General features: G+C 35.5%; 19 protein-coding genes. All 19 read left to right on the top strand.

Annotated elements, in window-relative coordinates; genetic code table 11:
* Positions 1–57 precede the first annotated feature (57 nt).
* The 19 genes from mraZ to ABC346_RS15235 all read left to right on the top strand — a co-directional run bounded on the left by mraZ (position 58) and on the right by ABC346_RS15235 (position 21,928).
* The gene (mraZ, locus tag ABC346_RS15325; protein WP_413235669.1) at positions 58–489 is read left to right on the top strand and encodes a division/cell wall cluster transcriptional repressor MraZ; all 432 of its coding nucleotides are present in this window, start codon (positions 58–60) and stop codon (positions 487–489) included.
* Positions 490–530: 41 nt separating this feature from the next.
* Positions 531–1,508, top strand: coding sequence for a 16S rRNA (cytosine(1402)-N(4))-methyltransferase RsmH (rsmH, locus tag ABC346_RS15320; protein ID WP_413235668.1), 978 nt, complete (start codon positions 531–533; stop codon positions 1,506–1,508).
* The gene (ftsL, locus tag ABC346_RS15315; RefSeq protein ID WP_413235667.1) at positions 1,508–1,882 is read left to right on the top strand and encodes a cell division protein FtsL; all 375 of its coding nucleotides are present in this window, start codon (positions 1,508–1,510) and stop codon (positions 1,880–1,882) included. Before rsmH ends, ftsL begins: the two co-directional genes overlap by 1 nt.
* A gap of 16 nt (positions 1,883–1,898) precedes the next feature.
* Positions 1,899–4,145 carry a penicillin-binding protein gene (locus ABC346_RS15310; RefSeq protein WP_413235666.1) on the top strand — a complete coding sequence of 749 codons (2,247 nt, stop codon included), beginning with the start codon at positions 1,899–1,901 and terminating at the stop codon, positions 4,143–4,145.
* Between the two features lie 82 nt (positions 4,146–4,227).
* On the top strand, positions 4,228–6,159 hold the full coding sequence (locus ABC346_RS15305; RefSeq protein WP_413235665.1) for a stage V sporulation protein D: 1,932 nt from the start codon (positions 4,228–4,230) through the stop codon (positions 6,157–6,159).
* A gap of 140 nt (positions 6,160–6,299) precedes the next feature.
* A complete protein-coding gene (locus tag ABC346_RS15300) occupies positions 6,300–7,781 on the top strand; it encodes a UDP-N-acetylmuramoyl-L-alanyl-D-glutamate--2,6-diaminopimelate ligase (RefSeq protein WP_413235664.1) in 1,482 nt (493 codons plus the stop codon).
* 5 nt (positions 7,782–7,786) lie between these two features.
* Positions 7,787–9,154 (top strand): UDP-N-acetylmuramoyl-tripeptide--D-alanyl-D-alanine ligase, encoded by a 1,368-nt coding sequence (locus ABC346_RS15295; protein WP_413235663.1) that lies wholly within the window; start codon positions 7,787–7,789, stop codon positions 9,152–9,154.
* A gap of 52 nt (positions 9,155–9,206) precedes the next feature.
* Positions 9,207–10,187 (top strand): phospho-N-acetylmuramoyl-pentapeptide-transferase, encoded by a 981-nt coding sequence (gene mraY / locus ABC346_RS15290; protein ID WP_413235662.1) that lies wholly within the window; start codon positions 9,207–9,209, stop codon positions 10,185–10,187.
* Positions 10,187–11,536: a UDP-N-acetylmuramoyl-L-alanine--D-glutamate ligase gene (murD, locus tag ABC346_RS15285; protein WP_413235661.1), complete on the top strand. Its 1,350-nt coding sequence runs from the start codon at positions 10,187–10,189 to the stop codon at positions 11,534–11,536. The genes mraY and murD overlap by 1 nt, the downstream gene beginning before the upstream one ends.
* Before the next feature lie 76 nt (positions 11,537–11,612).
* Positions 11,613–12,734 (top strand): stage V sporulation protein E, encoded by a 1,122-nt coding sequence (gene spoVE / locus ABC346_RS15280; protein WP_413235660.1) that lies wholly within the window; start codon positions 11,613–11,615, stop codon positions 12,732–12,734.
* Between the two features lie 156 nt (positions 12,735–12,890).
* Positions 12,891–13,706, top strand: a complete 816-nt coding sequence (locus ABC346_RS15275) for a cell division protein FtsQ/DivIB (protein WP_413235659.1) — start codon at positions 12,891–12,893, stop codon at positions 13,704–13,706.
* 214 nt (positions 13,707–13,920) lie between these two features.
* The gene (gene ftsA, locus ABC346_RS15270) at positions 13,921–15,207 is read left to right on the top strand and encodes a cell division protein FtsA (RefSeq protein ID WP_413235658.1); all 1,287 of its coding nucleotides are present in this window, start codon (positions 13,921–13,923) and stop codon (positions 15,205–15,207) included.
* Between the two features lie 64 nt (positions 15,208–15,271).
* Positions 15,272–16,432 carry a cell division protein FtsZ gene (ftsZ, locus tag ABC346_RS15265; RefSeq protein WP_413235657.1) on the top strand — a complete coding sequence of 387 codons (1,161 nt, stop codon included), beginning with the start codon at positions 15,272–15,274 and terminating at the stop codon, positions 16,430–16,432.
* A gap of 973 nt (positions 16,433–17,405) precedes the next feature.
* Complete coding sequence (gene spoIIGA, locus ABC346_RS15260; protein WP_413235656.1) at positions 17,406–18,326, top strand: sigma-E processing peptidase SpoIIGA; 921 nt, start codon at positions 17,406–17,408, stop codon at positions 18,324–18,326.
* Positions 18,327–18,339: 13 nt separating this feature from the next.
* Positions 18,340–19,059, top strand: a complete 720-nt coding sequence (sigE, locus tag ABC346_RS15255) for an RNA polymerase sporulation sigma factor SigE (RefSeq protein ID WP_413235655.1) — start codon at positions 18,340–18,342, stop codon at positions 19,057–19,059.
* Between the two features lie 122 nt (positions 19,060–19,181).
* Positions 19,182–19,964, top strand: coding sequence for an RNA polymerase sporulation sigma factor SigG (gene sigG / locus ABC346_RS15250; protein ID WP_413235654.1), 783 nt, complete (start codon positions 19,182–19,184; stop codon positions 19,962–19,964).
* Positions 19,965–20,093: 129 nt separating this feature from the next.
* A complete protein-coding gene (locus ABC346_RS15245; RefSeq protein ID WP_413235653.1) occupies positions 20,094–20,354 on the top strand; it encodes a YlmC/YmxH family sporulation protein in 261 nt (86 codons plus the stop codon).
* A 68-nt stretch (positions 20,355–20,422) separates the two neighbouring features.
* Positions 20,423–21,235 (top strand): peptidoglycan editing factor PgeF, encoded by an 813-nt coding sequence (gene pgeF, locus ABC346_RS15240; RefSeq protein ID WP_413235652.1) that lies wholly within the window; start codon positions 20,423–20,425, stop codon positions 21,233–21,235.
* Between the two features lie 21 nt (positions 21,236–21,256).
* A complete protein-coding gene (locus tag ABC346_RS15235; RefSeq protein WP_413235651.1) occupies positions 21,257–21,928 on the top strand; it encodes a YggS family pyridoxal phosphate-dependent enzyme in 672 nt (223 codons plus the stop codon).
* Positions 21,929–21,932 lie beyond the last annotated feature (4 nt).

Below are 21,932 nucleotides of genomic sequence, written 5' to 3'. Positions count from 1 at the left end.
GTGGAGGATAGTGGGGGAATGTGGTAATATAAAAAATATGAAAGTGGGGGCGACTATATGTTTATGGGTGAATTCCTTCATAGCATTGATACAAAGGGAAGAATAATTGTTCCCTCTAAGTTCCGTGATAATTTAGGAAATAGCTTTGTAGTCACCCGTGGACTAGATAAATGTCTTTTCGCCTACCCTATGGAAGAATGGAAGATTTTAGAAGATAAGTTAAAGCAACTCCCACTTACAAAGAAAGATGCACGAGCTTTTACTCGATTTTTCTTCTCTGGTGCCATTGAATGCGAAGTAGATAAACAGGGGAGAATAAATATTCCAGCAAATCTTCGTAGCTATGCAGGTATCGAAAAAGAATGCAATGTTATCGGTGTATCTAATCGAGTAGAACTTTGGGCTAATGATGCATGGGAAGATTATGTGGCGGAGTCTGAAGAATCATTTGCGGAAATCGCGGAAAACTTAATGGACTTTGATATTTAAAATTTCCAGTAAAAGAGATAAGAATTAAAGTGGGTGTTGATATGTTTGAGCATTACAGTGTATTAAAAGAAGAATCGATTAAAGGATTAGCAATTAAGCCAGATGGAATTTATGTTGACTGTACAACTGGTGGTGGGGGACATTCTCTAGAGATTGCATCTAGACTAAATGAGAATGGTCAGCTATTCGCATTTGATCAAGATGAGGATGCATTAGCTGCTGCGAGAGAAAGATTATCTACATATGCAGATAAGATTGTATTTGTGCAATCGAACTTTCGTGGATTAGAAGAACAGTTGAAAAAACATGGAATTGAACAAGTAGATGGTATTTTATTTGATTTAGGTGTTTCCTCGCCTCAATTGGATAGAGGTGAAAGAGGTTTCAGTTATAATCATGACGCTTTGTTAGATATGCGAATGGATCAATCACAAGATCTTACCGCTTATGAAGTTGTCAATGAATGGCCATATGAACGTTTGGTTTCTATTTTCTTTTCCTATGGGGAAGAGAAATTTTCTAAACAAATCGCCAGAAAGATAGAAGCTTATCGCGAACAACAAGATATTAAAACGACACATCAATTAGTAGAAATAATAAAGGATGCCATACCAGCACCAGCCCGGAGAAAAGGGGGACATCCTGCGAAACGCATATTCCAAGCATTGCGTATTGCGGTAAACGATGAGTTAGAGGTATTTAATAATGCCTTACATCAAGCAGCTAGGTTAACGGCAATAAATGGCCGAATAGCTGTTATAACTTTCCACTCTTTAGAAGACCGAATATGTAAGCAAGCTTTTAAAAAATGGAGTACAGATAAACCTACACCTAGACATTTACCGATAGTTCCTGAGTCGCATAAAGCTCCATTTAATTTAGTGACAAGGAAACCTATCACAGCAGATACTTCCGAATTAGATGAAAATAGGAGATCACGTTCTGCGAAGTTAAGAGTGATTGAAAAAGTAAGTGAATGGGATCATGAATTTACGTATGAAGAAGGGTGGAGAAAATAATGAGTGTAAATCATGCAACGAAATTGGAAACAAATGCACAGTATCGTCCGGAAACTCAGCCGAAAACCGTTGTTAAAAAAGTTAAGCGAACAAGATGGATCACAAAAGGTGAAAAAGTGATCTATGCATTTGCAGGTGTTTTAATGCTCGCTTTTGCGGTTTATATGGTTTCGTTTTCTTCTTCAACGGATACCTTAAATCGAGAATTGCAACAAATCGAACAAAGTGTAAACCAACAGAAGATTGCGAATGAAGGATTAAGTTTTGAAAAAGAAGAGTTATCCCGCCCTGAACGTATTATTAATATTGCTGAAGAGAACGGTCTAAAAATTCAAAACGCAGAAGTGAAACAAGTACAATCGTTCAACAACTAGGCAAGGGGAATACAAGATGAAAAAACATAGAACGACACATTTTATGTCTAGTATATATATGATCATTTTTGTAGCATTATTTGTAATACTTACAGGAAGGTTCATGTATATTCAAGCGACCGGTGAAGTAAGTGGAGTGTCATTAGATGAATGGGCTGAAAAACAACGAACCGCATCTTATACCATGAATTCAGAGAGAGGGAAAATTTATGATAAGAATGGTATGGTCCTTGCCTATGACCGCCCGACTTATCGAATGTATGCTATTCTAGATGAAGCTTATTCTGAAAACGCCGAGGAGCCATTGCATGTTTCAAACGCAGAAGAAACCGCTGAGAAACTGGCTCCTCTTTTAGATGTTGAGAATGAAGAGATACAAGCTCCGTTACAAAACGGAATAGACAATAATCGATTTCAAGTAGAGTTTGGGCAGATAGGGAAACAAATTTCCAAACAAGTGAAAGATGAAATTGAAGATTTGAATATTCCAGGTATTAAATTTGAAGAAGAACCAATGCGCTATTATCCTAATGGAATGTTTGCATCCCATATTATCGGGTTTGCACGAGAAGAAGAACAGGAAACGGATGAAGGTGTTGAACATACCATAACGGGAGTTACTGGAATGGAAGATGTCATGAACGACATTTTAGGTGGGAAAGATGGTTATATTGCTTATCAAAGGGATATTTATAATAAAAAATTATTGGATCCAAGTGAAGTTATTCAGTTACCAGAAGATGGAGACGATATTTACTTAACAATAGATCAAAAGATACAAACATTACTAGAAGATGTAATGACACAAGCAGACGAGAAGTATAATCCGACTAAAATGAATGCGATTATTATGGATCCAAAATCGGGAGAAATTGTTGCAATGAGTTCTCGCCCAAGCTATGATCCGAATAATCCAACTGATGTAGAAAATTGGTACAATGATCCAATATCTACTCCGTTCGAGCCAGGTTCTACGATGAAAATATTCACATGGGCAGCAGCAATAGAAGAAGGAGTATATAATGGCTCTGAAGGATTTGAATCGGGAACTTATCAGCCGAATGAGAAAATAAGAGCAATTGGCGATCACAATAATGGCGAAGGTTGGGGGACGATTTCTTATGATGAGGGATTTGAACGTTCTTCGAATGTAGCAGCTTCGAAATTATTATGGGAAAAATTAGATACAGAATCATATTATGAATATCTACAAGCATTTGGTTTTGAAGAACCAACTGGAATTGATCTCCCTGGGGAAACTGTAGGAAAGATATCGTATAATTGGCCGTCAGATAAGTTGAGAACGGCTTTTGGACAAAGTTCAACAGTAACCCCTATTCAGCAAATGAAAGCAGCTTCTGCAATTGTTAATGACGGGAAAATGGTTAAACCATACGTAGTAGATAAAGTAGTAGATTCATCATCAGGAGATACAATCTCAGAAACAGAACAAGAATATGTAGGTCAGCCTATATCTGGAGAGACGGCTGAACAGATGAAGGAATTAATGTCATCTGTAGTTAATGGTGAACATGGAACAGGAAAACCATATCAATTAGAAGATTATATGGTAGGGGGTAAAACCGGTACTGCAGAGATTCCAAATCCTGATGGCGGTGGATATCTACAAGGCAAAGAAAATTATGTGTTTTCTTTCTTAGGAATGGCGCCAATAGATGACCCTCAACTAATGGTTTATGTGTCCATCCAACAACCAGAACTAGAACCAGATGAGTCTGGTTCAACACCACTCTCTTTTATATTTAAAAATGTAGTAGAGAATAGTTTGCATTACATGGATATTAATCCTGAAAAGAATGAAGCTCCAGACATAAATCAAGTGGAGATGCCAGAAGTTGTTAATGAATCGACCTCTGATGTAAAAGATGAAATGTCAGAAAAAGGATTAAATACAGTTGTAATCGGGGAAGGTTCTACAATAATTGATAGCAGTATTCAAGCCGGAGCATCTGTTCTTCCGAATGAAAAAGTTATTTTAATAACAGATGAACCTGTAATGCCAGATGTTAAAGGTTGGTCTCTTCGTGAAGTAATGACGTTAGCTAATCTATTAAATCTTCAAGTGGAAAGTTTTGGTTCAGGCTATGTTACCACTCAAAATATTGATGCTGGTAACCCATTGCAAGCTGGGGATTATCTAGGGGTTGAATTAGAAGGGCCGAACTCTACCGATGAAGATGAAGAAGCTTCAGAAGAGGAAAGTGAAAATGAAGAGGAAACGGAAGATGGCGAATCTGAGTAAACGATTGTAGGACAAACAGTGTTCTATTCAAAATTCTTTATTCATATAGTGGATACAAAGTAGCCTAAGAAGGAGTTGGCTTATGAAACGTGTATCTACTGTAACGATAAAGAAGAGAATAGTCACTGTTTTTCTTTTTGGTGCATTGATTATTGCGGTTATTATTGGTCGCTTAGCTTATGTACAATTTGTCCTCGGTGATGATCTAGCTGGACAAGCAAATGAATTATGGACAAGGGATATTACTTTTGCGGCAGAGCGTGGTTATATTCTTGATTCTGAAGGGGAGGTTTTAGCGGAAAATGTTACTGCCCCTACAGTGATCGTAATGCCAAGACAAATAATCAATCCAGAACAAACTGCCGCACAACTTGCAAAGATATTAGATGTTCCTGAGGATCGCGTATTAGAAACAATCACAAAAAACACATCGAGTGTGATGATCCGTCCAGAAGGTATTAAAATAACAGATAAGCAAGAAAAAGCAATTCGGGAATTAGATTTATCCGGGGTTTATTTAGCAAAGGACTCTAAACGATATTATCCAAATGGAGATGATTTATCTCACGTACTTGGTTTTACCGGTATTGATAATCAAGGATTAATGGGATTGGAATTGTCCTACGATGATAAGTTAAAAGGAGAAAACGGTAGCCTATCACTCTACTCAGATGCTAAAGGAAGAAAATTAGAAGATTTAGCAGATGAATATAATCCTCCTGTAGATGGATTGAATTTACAAACTACTATTAATACTAAAGTACAAACAATAATAGAAAGAGAGCTCGATAAAGCAGCAATCAAATATAACCCGGATGGAGCTTTAGCTATTGCTGTGAACCCAAAGACAGGTGGCATATTAGGAATGTCATCGAGACCAAATTTTGATCCGGAAAACTACCAGGATGTAGATGCTTCTATCTTTGGTAGAAATTTGCCAATTTGGAGCACTTACGAGCCGGGTTCTACATTTAAAATTATTACATTGGCTGCAGCATTAGAAGAAGGAGCAGTTAATTTAGAAGAAGATCGATTTCACGATGATGGAGATATTAAAGTTGGAGGAGCTACGATTCATTGTTGGAAAAAAGGTGGACATGGCGATCAAAGCTATTTAGAAGTCGTTCAAAACTCATGTAACCCAGGATTTGTTAATCTTGGACAAAGACTAGGAACAGAAAAATTGTTTTCTTACATTGATGCTTTTGGATTTGGAAAGAAAACAGGAATAGACTTACAGGGAGAAGGAAATGGGATATTATTTCAACCTGAGAATGTCGGACCGGTCGAGTTAGCGACTACGTCTTTTGGACAGGGTGTTTCTGTTACACCGATTCAACAAGTAATGGCGGTGGCGGCTGCTGTAAATGGCGGATACTTATATAAGCCATATATTGCGGATGAATGGATAGATCCTGTAAATGGAGAAACTGTGGAAAAGTTTGAGCCACAATTACAAAATCGAGTAATTTCAGAAGATACATCAGAGGAAATTAGATTTGCATTGGAGAGTGTGGTAGCACAAGGAACAGGACGTCCTGCGTATGTTGACGGATATCGAGTAGGTGGGAAAACTGGTACAGCTCAAAAGGTTGGCCCAAGTGGAGGTTATATGGAAAACAACTATATTGTCTCATTTATTGGATTCGCCCCTGCAGATGACCCTGAAATTGTAGTTTATGTAGCGGTTGATAATCCAAAAAACACTGTTCAATTTGGAGGCGTTGTGGCTGCTCCAATTGTAGGAACAATTATTGGCGATAGCTTAAGGGCAATGGAAGTTGAGCCACGTACAGATGGGTTAGCAAAAGAATATTCGTGGCCAGATCAACCGAAAATAGAAGTCCCAGATTTAGTTGGTGAGTCTAAACAAAAATTACCAGAATATCTTATAGATTTAAGTATTGTGACTAGCGGAGAGGGAGATAAGATTATAGAACAATCTCCGAAACCAGGTACCATGTTAGAATCTGGCTCTACTGTAAGAATCTATTTAAGTGATGAAAATGAATAATGAAAATCATCGTTAAACAAGAAAAAATTTGCTATAATAGGAAGGTCAATCGGAATACGAGAGAAGGTGTGGTTTTACCCTCTCACTATTAAAAAACAGAAAATACCTAAATAGTATTAATTAGAAAAAAGGTGTATATGATGGAATTAAAAAAATTACTAGAATGTCTTACATTTTATAAAGTGAATGGTGAAGTGGAGAATTGTGAAATCACTTCACTAGAAATGGATTCGAGAAAAGTAACTAGTGGAAATGCATTTGTATGTATTACAGGTTTTACTGTGGATGGTCATGACTATGTAGATCAAGCGGTGAAACAAGGTGCATCTGCAGTTTTTACTAGTAAACCTTTAACGAAGGATTATGAGGTTCCAATTATTCAAGTAGAGGATACAAACCGTGCGCTTGCGATGCTTGCGGTGAAGTTTTATGATTATCCAACAAAACATTTCCCGCTTATTGGTGTTACCGGAACAAACGGAAAAACAACTGTTACTTATTTGTTAGACAAGATTTTTGAGTATCATCAAAAAAAAGCCGGAGTAATTGGGACCATTCAAGTGAAGATTGGCGAAGAAACGTTCCCTATTGTAAATACAACTCCAAACGCACTTGAACTACAAAAAACGTTTCATATGATGCGTGAAAAAAATGTAAAACAAGGTATCATGGAAGTTTCCTCTCATGCCCTAGATATGGGAAGAGTATATGGTTGTGATTATGATATTGCAGTATTTACCAATTTATCACAAGACCATTTAGACTATCATCAAGATATTCAGGATTATCTACGTGCGAAGAGTTTGTTATTTGCTCAACTTGGAAATAGTTATGATGGTGAAAAGCAAAAATATGCAATTATTAATGATGATGATTCATCAAACCATTTATTAAAACGAAGTACAGCACAGCATGTAATAACGTATAGCTGTAAAAAAGAGGCAACTATCATGGCTAAAGATATTGAACTTACGGCATCTGGTATTCGTTTTAATTTACATTCCCCTCTAGGTGATATTACGATACAAAGTCGATTAATGGGAATGTTTAATGTTTATAATATGTTAGCAGCAAGTGCGGCAGCTATCGTATCGAAGGTACCATTAAACGTAATTCAACAAGCATTAGAATCAATTGAAGGAGTCAATGGAAGGTTTGAACCAATTGTAGAAGGACAAGAGTATTCTGTAATTGTTGACTTTGCACATACGCCAGATTCTTTAGAAAATGTTCTACAGACAATAAAGGACTTTGCTAAACGAAATGTATATGTGGTCGTTGGATGTGGTGGAGATCGCGATCGTAAAAAAAGACCATTGATGGCAGAAGTAGCTCTAAATTATGCGGATCATGCGATATTCACTTCTGATAATCCTCGTACAGAAGATCCTCAAGCGATCTTAGATGATATGACTGCTGAACTTGATGCAACAAGTGGTAGTTATGAGGTGGTAGTAGATCGTAGAGAAGGAATTGCTAAAGCCATTCAATCTGCCCAAAAAGATGATATTGTTTTAATAGCTGGAAAAGGTCATGAGACATATCAAATTGTTGGTCATACAAAATATGATTTCGATGATAGAGAAGTGGCTAGAAATGCAATAAAGCAGAAAGGGGTGTAAACATCTTGTTATTCACAGCACAGTGGTTGGCAGAATTATTTCCTAAACATCAGGGGAAAATAAATACAACTATTTCTATTGAGGAAGTAACTCGTGATACGAGACAACCAAGTTCAAACGCCCTATATATCCCTATTGTCGGTGAAAGATTTGATGGGCATAATTTTATTTTTGACGCAATTAAAAATGGTGCTGTCGCAGCATTATGGGATAAGTCCATTGATTTGCCAGATGATTGGGACGATTCTTTCCCCGTATTTTTCGTGGATGATACGATTACAGCTATTCAACAACTAGCTAAAACCTATCGTCAACATGTCAATCCTATCGTTATAGGAGTTACTGGATCAAATGGTAAGACAACAACCAAAGATTTGGTTACAGCAGTGGTAAAAACAAGTTATAAAACAGCAGCTACACAAGGTAATTTAAATAACCACATTGGATTGCCGCTTACCATTTTATCGATGCAACCGGGTACGGAGGTGCTTGTTCTTGAGATGGGTATGAGTCAGTTTGGTGAAATTAAGTTGTTAAGTGAAATCGCAGAGCCAGATTACACGGCTATTACGAATATCGGCGAATCCCATATTGAAAATTTAGGTTCTCGTCAAGGTATTGCAAAAGCAAAATTGGAAATAATTGAAGGAATGAAGTCAAACGGTAGTTTATTTATTGATAATGATGAGCCATTATTAGCTAAAGAAAATATACTTATCGATCAATCCCAAATAACGGGAATTGGTTTTACTAAAGAAAGTGATATTTATGTTTCAAATGTAAAAGTACATCCTGATCATACTTCATTTGAAATCGCAGATGTATCTTATCAAGTTCGTTTACTTGGTAAACATCATGCAAAGAATGCAGCATTTGCTACTTCTATCGGAGAAGCACTGAATATTTCACAAGAAAAGATGCAAGAAGCTTTTAATAAGCTTGAGGTTACAGGGATGCGCTTTGAACTAAAAAATGGGAAAAATGGTGTTCATATCATAAATGATGCATATAATGCCTCTGCAACTTCCATGAAAGCATCCATACAAGTAGTAAAAGAAATGGAAGGCTTTCAAAATAAAGTATTAGTATTGGGTGATATATTGGAGTTAGGTACATATTCCGAACACTATCATCGTTCGGTTGCCGAAGTTATTGATTCCCGAGTATCGGAAATTTATACTTATGGAGAACAAGCTTTTTATATTTATGATGAAATTGTCAACCAGCATCCTGAAATGAATGTACATTATATGAAACAAAGAGAAGATGTCGTTCCATTGTTACGTAAGCATTTAAATAATCAAACATTAATATTATTTAAAGCATCACGAGGAATGAAATTTGAAAACTTTATTGAAGAATTAAAGCAGTAATCGAACATCTAGTTACTTAGTTGGACGGTTTAATACGTGAGGAGGAAATGAAGTGGACTTAACTGGATTATTAATTACAATAGTTGTAGCATTTCTCATTACCGTTCTTCTATCTCCTATTTTTATACCATTTTTAAGAAGATTAAATTTTGGACAAAGCATTAGAGAAGAAGGACCACAGTCACATCAGAAAAAGACAGGAACACCTACGATGGGTGGGCTGATGATTATATTTAGTATCATTATCACTTCACTTATAATGGCTAGTAGAATGGATGGAGGAATTAGTTACCAAATATGGTTATTAATTTTTGTTTTATTTGGATACGGATTATTAGGCTTCTTAGATGATTTTATAAAAGTTGCAATGAAAAGAAATCTTGGACTTACATCTAAACAAAAATTATTTGGTCAAATAGTAATTGCACTCGTCTTTTATTTTATTTTAAGAAATCAAGGATTTTCGACAGTCATCTATGTACCAGGAACTGAGCTACAATTTGATATTGGTTGGTTTTACGCTGTATTAGTTATATTTATGATGGTCGGAGCTTCCAATGCAGTAAACTTAACAGATGGATTAGATGGTTTATTAGCTGGAACTGCCGCAATCGCATTTGGTGCATTTGCTATCATTGCTTGGTATGGAACACCTGATCATGTAGTAGCGGTGTTTTCTCTAGCAGTAGTTGGTGCATTGCTAGGGTTTCTAGTTTTTAATGCACATCCAGCAAAAGTATTTATGGGTGATACAGGCTCACTTGCTCTTGGTGGTGCAATTGCTGCAATTTCGATCTTATTGAAATTAGAAATTTTACTAATAATTATAGGTGGAGTATTTGTCATAGAAACATTGTCTGTTATCATTCAAGTTATCTCATTTAAAACTACAGGTAAGCGTGTATTCAAAATGAGCCCATTACATCACCATTATGAATTATTAGGTTGGTCAGAATGGCGTGTAGTAACCACATTTTGGTTAGTTGGTTTATTGTTCGCCATGCTCGGTGTATATATTGAGGTGGGAATGTAATGAATGTACTTAGAAATTTCCCTTATCAACATGTACTTGTATTAGGATTAGCTAAAAGCGGTACAGCAGCAGCAACTGTCTTATTAGAAAATCAAATTCAAGTTACAATTAATGATGGAATGGCTTCATTAGAAGATTCATCCGTACAGAAATTACAAACGATGGGAGCTGAATTAGTATTAGGATCACATCCACTTTCTGTGCTTGATGAGAAAGATCTTATCGTGAAAAATCCGGGTATTCGTTATGATAATGTAATTGTAGAAGAAGCCGAGCGGCGAGGGATACCAGTGATATCTGAGGTTGAACTAGTTCATTACTTAACAAAACAACCTGTAATTGGGATTACTGGATCAAATGGAAAAACAACAACGACAACATTAATTACAAAAATGCTTAACCAAAGTGATGTTCCTGTAAAGGTTGCAGGAAATATTGGCGTAGTTGCAACAGAAGTTGCTGCTTCGTTACAACCTAATGAAAAAATGGTTATGGAATTATCTTCTTTTCAATTACAGGGGACCAATCAATTACAATTTTCAACTGCTGTCCTTTTAAATTTATTCGAAGCACATTTAGATTACCATGGATCTTTTGATAATTATGTTCAAGCAAAATGTAATATATTTAAAAATCAATCTAAACATGATTATTTAATTTATAATGCGGATGATGCAAATGTTTCCGCAGTAGTTAAAACAGCAAAGGCGACTAAGGTACCGTTTTCTAGTTCACAACCATTGAAAGATGGCGCGTGGATGGATGATGATTTTATGTACTTTAAGGATGAAAAAATCATAGCTATTCGAGAGATTGTACTCGTAGGTAAACATAATATGGAAAACATACTAGCTGCAATTGCTACTGCAAAATTAAATGGTGCTTCAAATGAAGGAATTTATCAAGTGTTAACAACATTTTCAGGAGTAAAACATCGTTTAGAGTTTGTTGGCGTAATAAATGGACGCTATATTTATAATGACTCAAAAGCAACGAATATATTAGCTACGAAAAAAGCATTAGCAGCTTTTAACAAGAATGTTGTTTTATTAGCCGGGGGATTAGATAGAGGAAATACATTTGAAGAATTAATTCCTTATTTACATCATGTGAAAGCGATGGTCGTATTTGGAGAAACAGCAAGTAAGCTCAAAGATGCTGGTGTTGCTGCAAACGTACCATTGATTGAGAAGGCTGTCGATGTTCAACATGCTGTAGAAGTAGCATTTCCTTTAACGGATGAACAGGATACCTTATTGTTATCTCCAGCTTGTGCAAGTTGGGATCAGTACAAAACTTTTGAAGAAAGAGGAGACATGTTTATACAAGCCGTGCATAGACTGAAGTAAGGGGCTTGTACACATGAATACTTCCGACTCAATGTTACACCCCTTATTCTTAAGTAAAGATTAGGGGTGTTTTTCTTTGTTGAATAAACTAAAAGAGCAGCAAAAGCCAGATTATATATTATTAATTATTTTATCGATACTACTTATAGCTGGAATTGTAATGGTCTTTAGTTCTTCTTATATATGGTCAGAGTATAAATTCAACGATGCCTTTTATTATTTAAAGCGACAAGCTTTATTCGCTGGTGCGGGTGTTGCTGCAATGATATTTTTTATGTTTATTCCATATTTCACGTGGAAAAAATACGCAAAAATGATTTTATTTATTTGTTTCGTACTATTATTGCTTGTATTAATCCCGGGGGTAGGGATGGTCCGTGGTGGTGCGCAAAGTTGGATTGGTATAGGGGCATTTAGTATTCAGCCTTCTGAATTTATGAAACTAGGCCTGATTATATTCTTAGCATCTTTACTATCAGAGTATCAAAAGTATATTACTTCATTGAAAAAGGGTTTCTTACCATGTTTATTATTAATTTTTACTGCGTTTGGATTAATTATGCTACAACCAGATTTAGGTACAGGTATGGTTCTTGTATTGACTTGCATGATTATGTTGTTTGTAGCTGGTGCTAAGTTAAGTCATTTTTTCGGGTTAGCAGGAATTGGTGTGATTGGCTTCATAGGTTTAATTGCTTCTGCACCGTACCGAATTAATCGGATTACTGCCTTTTTAAATCCTTGGGAAGATCCATTAGGTCATGGATTTCAAATTATACAATCTTTATATGCTATCGGCCCCGGAGGATTGATGGGGTTAGGTTTAGGAAATAGCTTGCAAAAATATTTTTATTTACCTGAGCCGCAGACGGACTTTATATTTGCAATAATTGGTGAAGAATTAGGATTTATTGGGGGATCAATGATAATTATATTGTTTTTCCTGCTACTTTGGAGAGGAATTAAAATATCGCTTGAGGCTCCGGATTTATTTAGCCGATTACTAGCAGTGGGAATCTCTTCTATGTTAGCACTACAAGCCATGATTAATATAAGTGTAGTTATAGGCTTAATTCCAGTAACCGGTATAACTTTACCTTTCTTGAGTTATGGTGGTTCCTCCCTTACGTTAACACTTTGTTCGGTAGGGATTCTATTGAATATAAGTAAGTATTCCAAAAGTATGGAAAGTAAATAACCCGTCAAAAGTAGGTATTATAGAAAAACTTCATATTCTATGTGATGTACACTACATCTAATGGTAGGTTTTGTGATATAATTTCTGTAAATAGAAGAAATGGCACATAACCTACCATTTTTATATTTAAAAATGTTGTTAAAGGAAGAAATGGAGATGAGTGACAAAAATGTAGTTTCAATTGAGGATCGTATTCCAAAATTGAAACAAGCAAGAAAAAAGAAAGCGAATAGGCGTCTTATATTCTATCTATCTATCTTTTTTCTTCTAATAGCTGTTGTTGTTTACTTACAATCTCCATTAAGTCATATTCGGACGATTGAAGTAAATGGAAATACATTTCTAAATGAAGAAAAAATTATTGAATATAGTGAGCTGACAACCGATACGAATATATGGACAATTAATACGAATTCTATTGAACAAGCTATTGCGAAAGATCCAGTCATTAAAAACATCCAAGTAAACAGAAATTTCCCCTCTACAGTGACGATGGAGGTAGAGGAGCAACCAGTTATTGGTTATATTAATGTAGACTCAGATTTTGTTCCTGTATTAGGAAATGGTGAGGTATTGTCTGGTAATAATCAAGATTTTACTGGTAATGCACCCTTCATACATGGATTTAATGAAGAACAGTTAAAGCAATTAGCAACTGAGATGAAAAATGTCCCTCAGAGTATTATGAGTCTGATTTCTGAAATTCATTGGGTCGAAACCGACGAAGATATCAATAAAATTATGCTATATATGAATGATGGATATACCGTATTAGGATCGCTAAGTGAGATAAGCAATAAAATTTCTGTATATCCTTCCATTGTCTCACAATTAGAACCAGAAGATGAGGGAGTTATTCATATAGGTGTTGGTGTTTATTTTGAATCGTACCATGATAATGAAGATGTTACTGAACTAGAAGTGGATGAAACATCAGATAATGATTCAGAAGGTGGAGCCGAAGAGGATTAACATCAAAATAAAGTCACATAATTGTTTTTATCTACGAAAACTATATTATGTACCATTTTTTTGGTAAATGAAGAAGGGTTATGACCTATTTGTGTTGAATAACCTATATATATTTTATTTTTCATTGAAATCTTTTAAAATAGTAGAATCTACAATGAATGGATAACGTAGTTTTAAGAAACATAGAGAATGTTTCTGCAGGAGGTGCCTTTAATTGGATAATAGTGAGATTTTAGTAAGCCTAGATATTGGAACGACAATGATTAAAGTAATTATTGGAGAAGTACAATCAGATTCTCTAAATATTATTGGAGTAGGAACAGCAAAGTCAAATGGCATGAAAAAAGGCGCAATTGTTGACATCGATCAAACTGTACATTCGATTCGAAATGCTGTAGAACAAGCAGAACGTATGGTTGGTATGCATATTGAACGAGTGGTTGTAGGTATTAATGGAAGTCACATTCAACTTCAGCCTTGTCATGGTGTAGTTGCGGTGCAAAGTGAGAATCGTGAAATTGGAGATGAAGATGTTACAAGGGTCATTGATGGAGCACAAGTTATTTCTATACCACCAGAACGCGAAATAATTGATGTCATACCACGACAATTTATTGTAGATGGATTGGATGAAATAACAGATCCACGAGGAATGATTGGTGTTCGTCTTGAAATGGAAGGTACCATTATTACTTGTTCTAAGACAGTTCTACATAATATATTAAAGTGTGTGGAGCGTGCTAATCTAGAGGTATCTGATATTTGTCTTCAGCCTTTAGCAGCTGGTACAATAGCACTGTCAAAAGATGAGATGAATATGGGAGCAGCTTTAATTGATATAGGTGGAGGATGTACGACTGTATCTGTTTTTGAAAATGATCATTTAGTTGCGTCAAGTGTAATCAGTCTTGGTGGAGATAACATTACGAAAGACCTTTCGATTGGTCTACGAACCTCTACAGAAGAGGCAGAAGATATTAAGATGAATTATGGACATGCATTTTATGATGATGCTCAAGAAGATGAAACATTTGAAGTTTCAACAATCGGCAGTAATCAAAGACAGGTATTTAACCAATTACAGATAGCAGATATGATTGAAGCGCGACTAGAAGAAATCTATGCTTATGTCGAAAGAGAAATTCGTAAAATGGGTTATAGAGAACTTCCAGGCGGGTATGTATTAACCGGTGGAACAATTGCAATGCCTGGAAGTCTAGAGCTAGCACAGGATTTGTTTTACTCAAATGTACGTGTTGCGATTCCTGATTATATTGGAGTGAGAGAACCGCAATTTACTTCGGGAATTGGAATTCTTCAATTTGCTTATCGTAATGCGAAGATACAAGGTAAAGATTTATATCCATCAGTTGTCTTGGATGTAGCTAGTCCACAAAAACCTAAAAAACAAACAAAACCACCAAAAGAGAAAAAAGAAAAAAACGAAAGTAAAAAGAAAGAATCAGGCTTTGCAAATCTATTTAAATATTTCTTTGACTAATAGATTGTAAAGTTACAAATTGTTTCGTTTAACATGTAATCTGGATATTAGGAGGAACGTACTTATGTTAGATTTTGATACAAATATGGAAGAACTCGCTACGATTAAAGTAATAGGAGTAGGTGGGGGCGGCAATAACGCTGTAAACCGAATGATTGAGCATGGTGTGGAAGGTGTTGAATTTATTGCTGTTAATACAGATGCACAAGCATTAAACTTGTCGAAAGCTGAATCCAAAATTCAAATTGGAGGTAAGCTAACAAGAGGATTGGGTGCTGGAGCAAATCCAGAAGTAGGTAAAAAAGCTGCCGAAGAAAGTAAAGAACAGTTGGAGGAAGTACTTAAAGGTGCGGATATGGTATTTGTTACTGCTGGAATGGGTGGTGGAACTGGAACGGGAGCTGCCCCTGTCATTGCACAAGTAGCTAAAGATATAGGTGCATTAACGGTTGGTGTTGTTACTCGTCCGTTTAGCTTTGAAGGAAGAAGACGTTCTACGCAAGCAGTCTCTGGTATAGATACGTTAAAAGGAGCTGTAGATACACTAATCGTCATTCCTAACGATCGTTTACTTGAGATTGTTGATAAGAACACACCGATGCTTGAAGCATTCCGAGAAGCAGATAATGTACTACGTCAAGGTGTACAAGGTATTTCTGATTTAATTGCAAAACCAGGTCTCATTAATGTTGACTTTGCTGACGTGAAAACAATCATGTACGATAAAGGCTCTGCTTTAATGGGAATTGGTATTGCTACAGGAGAAACAAGAGCAACAGAAGCAGCGAAGAAGGCTATTTCTTCTCCACTACTAGAAACATCTATTGATGGTGCGCATGGAATTCTTATGAATATAACAGGTGGTACAAACTTAAGCTTATATGAAGTTCAAGAAGCTGCTGACCTGGTAACTTCTGCTGCTGATCAAGAAGTAAATGTTATCTTTGGTTCAGTAATTAACGAAAACTTAAACGACGAAATTGTTGTCACTGTTATTGCTACTGGATTTGATGAAAATGCTAAAAAAGTAGATACTAGACAGAAACAACAACGCACAAACATAGGGCAGTCACAACAAACTGCTGCTAAAGAAATGAATGAAGCTGCAAGTACAAGAGAATCACAACAACACCCTCAGCAGCCACAGACTCAATCTCGTCCACGACAGGATGAGGAAGAGTTGGACATTCCAACATTCTTAAGAAATCGTAATAGAAATCGATAGAATGTAAATAAAAAGGCAGTTATGCCGAATCAAGAAATCCAGCTATTTAAATAGCTGGATTTTTTTGTGAAATTAATTTGTGGCTCTAAAATAATTGTTGGAGCAAAGGAAAAATTTAATTAATAAAAAACACACAATCTCCTATTTTTGTTATCATTTTTTAAACCACTAAACCAAACAAAAAGGAGATGCGTGCAATTGAATTCTAACATAACAGTGAATTTAAACGATTCGATGGCTTTCGATCAAGGATACTGTTACACCATCAATATAAAAACAAAGTGGTTTAAATACAAAAAAAGGATGCATAACGAAAAATTTTGGTCAAAAGACGGATGATAGGTAAAATAAGCGTAAGAAATATACGAATACTCCTTGAAAATAAGAATCAATTTTCGGCGTGCGATGCAATGCTGTCGAAGTCTTCCTTGTCCTGTGGGAGGAAGGCCTGGCTGAGACCCCAGATGCATGAGCAACCGGAGGCTCATCAGCCGCCTTAGGATAAGCACAGTATCAATACCCATTCATTCGGATTTCTCTTTTTATTAAATACTTTTGTCTCATCCCCCAACATTTGACTTAGAACCAATTTGAAAGATTACTTCTTTCTATAATGAAAATCAAAACAGCGAACTTTAGGTTTTTATACAAAATATCCTATTATGAAATATACTCAATTGGATACGATTTTCTCACAATCTATGAATATGAATAAACGAACTTTCGACAGATTCTTTATAAGAATTACGTTAATTTATTTATAGTATTTATAGAACTTACTTCAAATTGTCTTAACTAGCTTTGATCCCCATTGACAGAATTAGGTATAAAAAGTGTAAATTAGCATATTTATGCATACAAGAAGTGACAGACTTTGCTTAGCTCGTCATCTATACTTTTCAGTAATTCCATTTCATTACTTTATCTATGTTTTTCATACACCACCATTTGCATCAGGGAAGGAAGAGAAGTATTGACTATTTACCTCGATGCTGTCTGGATGCTAAATTTTTTGATTGATCTCATGTTACTCATGTTAGTAAAACTACTTGCAAGAGATTCTATAAGAATGTTGCGGCTTCTATTTGGAGCATTTATAGCATCTTTAATTGTACCAATAACCATTTTTTATCCTGAGTCTTTTATTAATGGAGCTGTTGGCAAGCTCCTTTATTCCGTATTGATTATTTTTAGTGCCTTTGGATGGAAAGGTACATATCAGACATTGAAATTATGTTTATTGTTTTATTTTGTATCATTTGCTATTGGTGGAGGATTAACAGCTATACATTTTATGCTATCAAGTCCTGTTTCTATGACAGCAAATGGTATGATTACCTTCAACAAAGGATTTGGGGACCCGATTAGCTGGTTATTTATATTAATAGGATTTCCAATTATCTGGTACTTCACAAAGAGGCGTATGGACGAGCATGTTGGAGAACAAATTAAGTATGATCAAATGTGTGAAGTTTCTTTAACTCTAAATCAAAAAGTACGACAAACGACCGGTTACATTGATAGTGGAAACCAATTAGTAGATCCGCTTACAAAACGACCAGTTATTATTTGTGATCGAACGTTTTTAAGAGAATGGTTCACAGAAGATGAATGGATTCAATTAGAAAATGCAAAAAATAATTTAGAAATGGATGAAATTCCAAAACGTTGGCAGGATAAGATACAAATTATTCCTTATCAAGGTGTAGATGGTGGAAGTTCAATAATGATTGGTATTCGTCCAGAAAGAGTGATAGTTAATTATAATGATCAACAATTACTTGCTACAAATGTGATCATAGGAATTCAATTTGGAAATTTAGTACGAGATAATAGCTATCACTGCTTATTACATCCACAAATTATGAAACAGTCAATTATACATTCAGCATAAAGGAGTGAAGGTTGTGCGCGTTTGGAAAGTTAAACTAAAATTGCGTTGGTATCAGCTGTTAATTAAATTAGGGTTAAAGTCAACTGAAATTTATTATATAGGAGGAAGTGAAGCACTACCACCGCCTCTTTCCAAACAAGAGGAACAAGAACTGTTAATCCGTTTACCTAAAGGAGACAAGGCAGCTAGGGCGATGTTAATCGAGCGAAACTTACGATTAGTCGTTTATATTGCAAGGAAATTCGAAAATACCGGTATAAATATTGAGGATTTAATCAGTATTGGTACGATTGGATTAATTAAAGCAGTGAATACATTTAACCCAGAGAAAAAAATTAAACTTGCTACGTATGCATCTCGTTGTATAGAAAATGAGATATTAATGTACTTACGTCGAAACAATAAGCTGAAATCAGAAGTTTCTTTTGATGAACCATTAAATATTGATTGGGATGGAAATGAGTTACTATTATCAGATGTAATGGGGACGGAAGAAGACATAATCACGAAAAATTTGGAATCCACTGTTGATAAAACATTATTAAAAACCGCATTAGAAAAGCTTAATGCAAGAGAAAAACAAATAATGGAACTGCGCTTTGGACTCATAGGGGAAGAAGAAAAAACACAAAAAGATGTAGCTGACATGTTAGGAATTTCTCAGTCTTATATATCTCGTTTAGAGAAAAAAATAATACGGCGATTAAAAAAAGAATTTAATAAAATGGTATAGCTTGTTGTAAAAGGATTTTTCACGTTTTTTACAATTATGGTCCACATATCGACTGCATAAAAAATCCTCCCAGGGGAGATACTGTCCATGAACAGCATCATCGACTGGGAGGGTTGACTATAATGACAAGACATAAAGTAGAAATATGTGGGGTTGATACATCAAAGCTACCCGTACTTAAAAATGAGGAAATGAAGAAATTATTTGTTCGAATGCAAGAAGAAGGAGACCTCACTGCACGGGAGGAATTAGTAAATGGTAACCTACGTCTCGTGTTAAGTGTTATTCAACGATTTAATAATCGTGGTGAATATGTGGATGATTTGTTTCAAGTAGGTTGTATAGGACTAATGAAATCTATTGATAACTTTGATTTATCACATAATGTACGTTTTTCCACGTATGCTGTTCCGATGATCATTGGTGAAATTAGACGTTATCTACGTGATAATAATCCAATTCGAGTTTCCCGTTCCTTACGAGATATTGCTTATAAAGCATTGCAAGTGCGTGAAAAATTAATTAGTAAAACATCAAAAGAACCATCTCCTGCAGAAATTGCGAAGGAAATGGATATTCCTCAAGTAGATGTTGTGTTTGCTTTAGATGCAATACAAGATCCAGTTTCGCTTTTCGAACCAATCTATAATGATGGAGGAGATCCAATCTTTGTAATGGATCAAATAAGTGATGAGAAAGATAAAGACTCAAGCTGGGTAGATAAATTATCTTTGAAAGAAGGTATGCATCAACTCAATGAGCGTGAAAAAATGATATTAAACAAACGTTTCTTCCAAGGGAAAACACAAATGGAAGTAGCAGATGAAATTGGTATCTCACAAGCGCAAGTATCTCGCTTAGAAAAAGCGGCAATAAGTCAAATGAATAAGCAAATGTTCGAATAATAAATAGGTGTTGTTACATTTAGAAAAACCTGACCGTGATAGATAGGTCAGGTTTTTTGTAGTTGTTAACTTATTTTACGAAAAAATTAGGCTTGCTTGCATATATTGTATAAAGAAAGGATGATAGCTATGGTTAAATTATCGGACTTGCAGATGAAGGAAATTATAGCAGTGGATGATGGGAGTAGGTTAGGCCATATTATTGATTTAGAAATAGACGGGAATAACGGAAGGATTCTTGCAATCATTGTAGAAGGCAAGGAAAAAAAGCAAGGAATGTTTGCTAAAGCAGATGAACTTTTGATTGCTTGGGAAAAAATAGTTCGAATTGGTGAGGAAGTAATTTTAGTGAAAGAAATTTATGGGCCTGGAATCTATGGCAGTGCATAAGGAAAATAATTCATAAATATGATACCATTATGACAAGATGAAATAGTATTTTCCGGGGGGATATGAGAGTGAAAGATATATTTATACAAAAAGAAGCGAGTTATTTTCATGTGGAAGAGTGGGAGAAAGAATACCCTGGATTATTGGTGGGTTTCACGACGAAAAATGGTGGTACAAGTATAGATGAATATAATTCTTTAAATATGGGATTTCATGTAAATGATGAGGAGAGCAAGGTACTCCAAAACAGAAAAATTTTGAGTACGCAATTGCAAGTAGATTTATCGAATTGGGTGGCTGGTGAACAGGTACATGATACGAAGGTGGCAATTATCCAGACAAATGATATAGGGTGTGGTAGTAATACAAATAAGACATCATTATCTGGGATAGATGGATTAATTATCCCCCCTAATGTAGATGCCTTAGCTGTATCACTATATGCTGATTGTGTTCCATTGTATTTTTTTGATCCAGTGACGAAATTTGTTGGAATTGCACATGCAGGTTGGAAAGGTACAGTTGGAAGAATCGCAACGGAAATGGTACAGTCACTTGTAGACCAAGGATCTGAAAAGGAAAATATTAAAGTGGTTATTGGCCCTTCGATTTCTGGAGATGTTTACCAAGTGGATAGGAAAGTTATTCAGTATTTAACTGATAACGAAAAACAAATTTGTGCGAATCAAGTATCTGATAATCAGTTTTTATTAGATTTAAAGGAGTTAAACAGAGAAATCCTTTTACAATCTGGTGTTTTTCGTCATAATATAGAGGTAACCAAATATTGTACGTATCGAGATGAAAAGCTATTTTTCTCTCATCGTCGAGATAAAGGGAAAACAGGTAGAATGCTTGGATTTATCGGATATAATGTGTAAAAAAGGGTGGAGAACGACAAAATGGTAGATGTGGCAACGAATTTATCTAACATACAACAAAACATTAGACAAGCTTGTGAAAATGCAAACCGTAATCCTGAAGATATTCGCCTTATTGCTGTGACAAAATATGTTACAATTGAACGAGCGAAGGAAGCGATTAGTGCAGGAATTGACAATCTTGGCGAAAATCGAAACGAAGGTTTCTTAGAAAAATATAATGAAATTCAAGATCAAGCCAAGTGGCATTTCATTGGTTCCTTACAGTCACGTAAAGTGAAGGATATCATTGATCAAATAGATTATATACATTCTTTGGATCGAAAATCATTAGCTAAAGAAATTAATAAACGAGCAACTCATCCAGTTCACTGTTTTGTTCAAGTAAATGTAAGTGGGGAAGAATCGAAACATGGTATTTCTCCAGATGAAGTGATTACATTTATCAAGTCATTATCTGTATACGAAAATATTAAAGTTGTTGGACTAATGACAATGGCACCACATGTAGAGGATCCAGAAAATGTGAGATTTGTATTTAAAAATTTAAGAAATCTCCGAGATAAAATAAAGGAAGAAGCTTTACCGCACGCACCTTGTGAATGGCTTTCAATGGGAATGAGTAATGATTATCACGTTGCGATTGAAGAAGGAGCAACACATGTACGTATTGGGTCAAAACTTGTTGGATAGAATT

It is taken from the genome of Oceanobacillus phoenicis, from assembly GCF_047238145.1.
GTDB lineage: Bacteria > Bacillota > Bacilli > Bacillales > Amphibacillaceae > Oceanobacillus.
The sequence above is the reverse complement of the archived record's forward strand: the minus strand, read 5'-3'. Positions and strand labels throughout refer to the sequence as shown.

Bases quoted from the DNA above. Each gene is read 5' to 3' on its own strand.
- mraZ (WP_413235669.1), top strand. From the start codon at position 58: ATGTTTATGGGTGAATTCCTTCATAGCATTGATACAAAGGGAAGAATA.
- rsmH (WP_413235668.1), top strand. From the start codon at position 531: ATGTTTGAGCATTACAGTGTATTAAAAGAAGAATCGATTAAAGGATTA.
- ftsL (WP_413235667.1), top strand. From the start codon at position 1,508: ATGAGTGTAAATCATGCAACGAAATTGGAAACAAATGCACAGTATCGT.
- ABC346_RS15310 (WP_413235666.1), top strand. From the start codon at position 1,899: ATGAAAAAACATAGAACGACACATTTTATGTCTAGTATATATATGATC.
- ABC346_RS15305 (WP_413235665.1), top strand. From the start codon at position 4,228: ATGAAACGTGTATCTACTGTAACGATAAAGAAGAGAATAGTCACTGTT.
- ABC346_RS15300 (WP_413235664.1), top strand. From the start codon at position 6,300: ATGGAATTAAAAAAATTACTAGAATGTCTTACATTTTATAAAGTGAAT.
- murD (WP_413235661.1), top strand. From the start codon at position 10,187: ATGAATGTACTTAGAAATTTCCCTTATCAACATGTACTTGTATTAGGA.
- ABC346_RS15275 (WP_413235659.1), top strand. From the start codon at position 12,891: ATGAGTGACAAAAATGTAGTTTCAATTGAGGATCGTATTCCAAAATTG.
- ftsZ (WP_413235657.1), top strand. From the start codon at position 15,272: ATGTTAGATTTTGATACAAATATGGAAGAACTCGCTACGATTAAAGTA.
- sigG (WP_413235654.1), top strand. From the start codon at position 19,182: ATGACAAGACATAAAGTAGAAATATGTGGGGTTGATACATCAAAGCTA.
- ABC346_RS15245 (WP_413235653.1), top strand. From the start codon at position 20,094: ATGGTTAAATTATCGGACTTGCAGATGAAGGAAATTATAGCAGTGGAT.
- ABC346_RS15235 (WP_413235651.1), top strand. From the start codon at position 21,257: ATGGTAGATGTGGCAACGAATTTATCTAACATACAACAAAACATTAGA.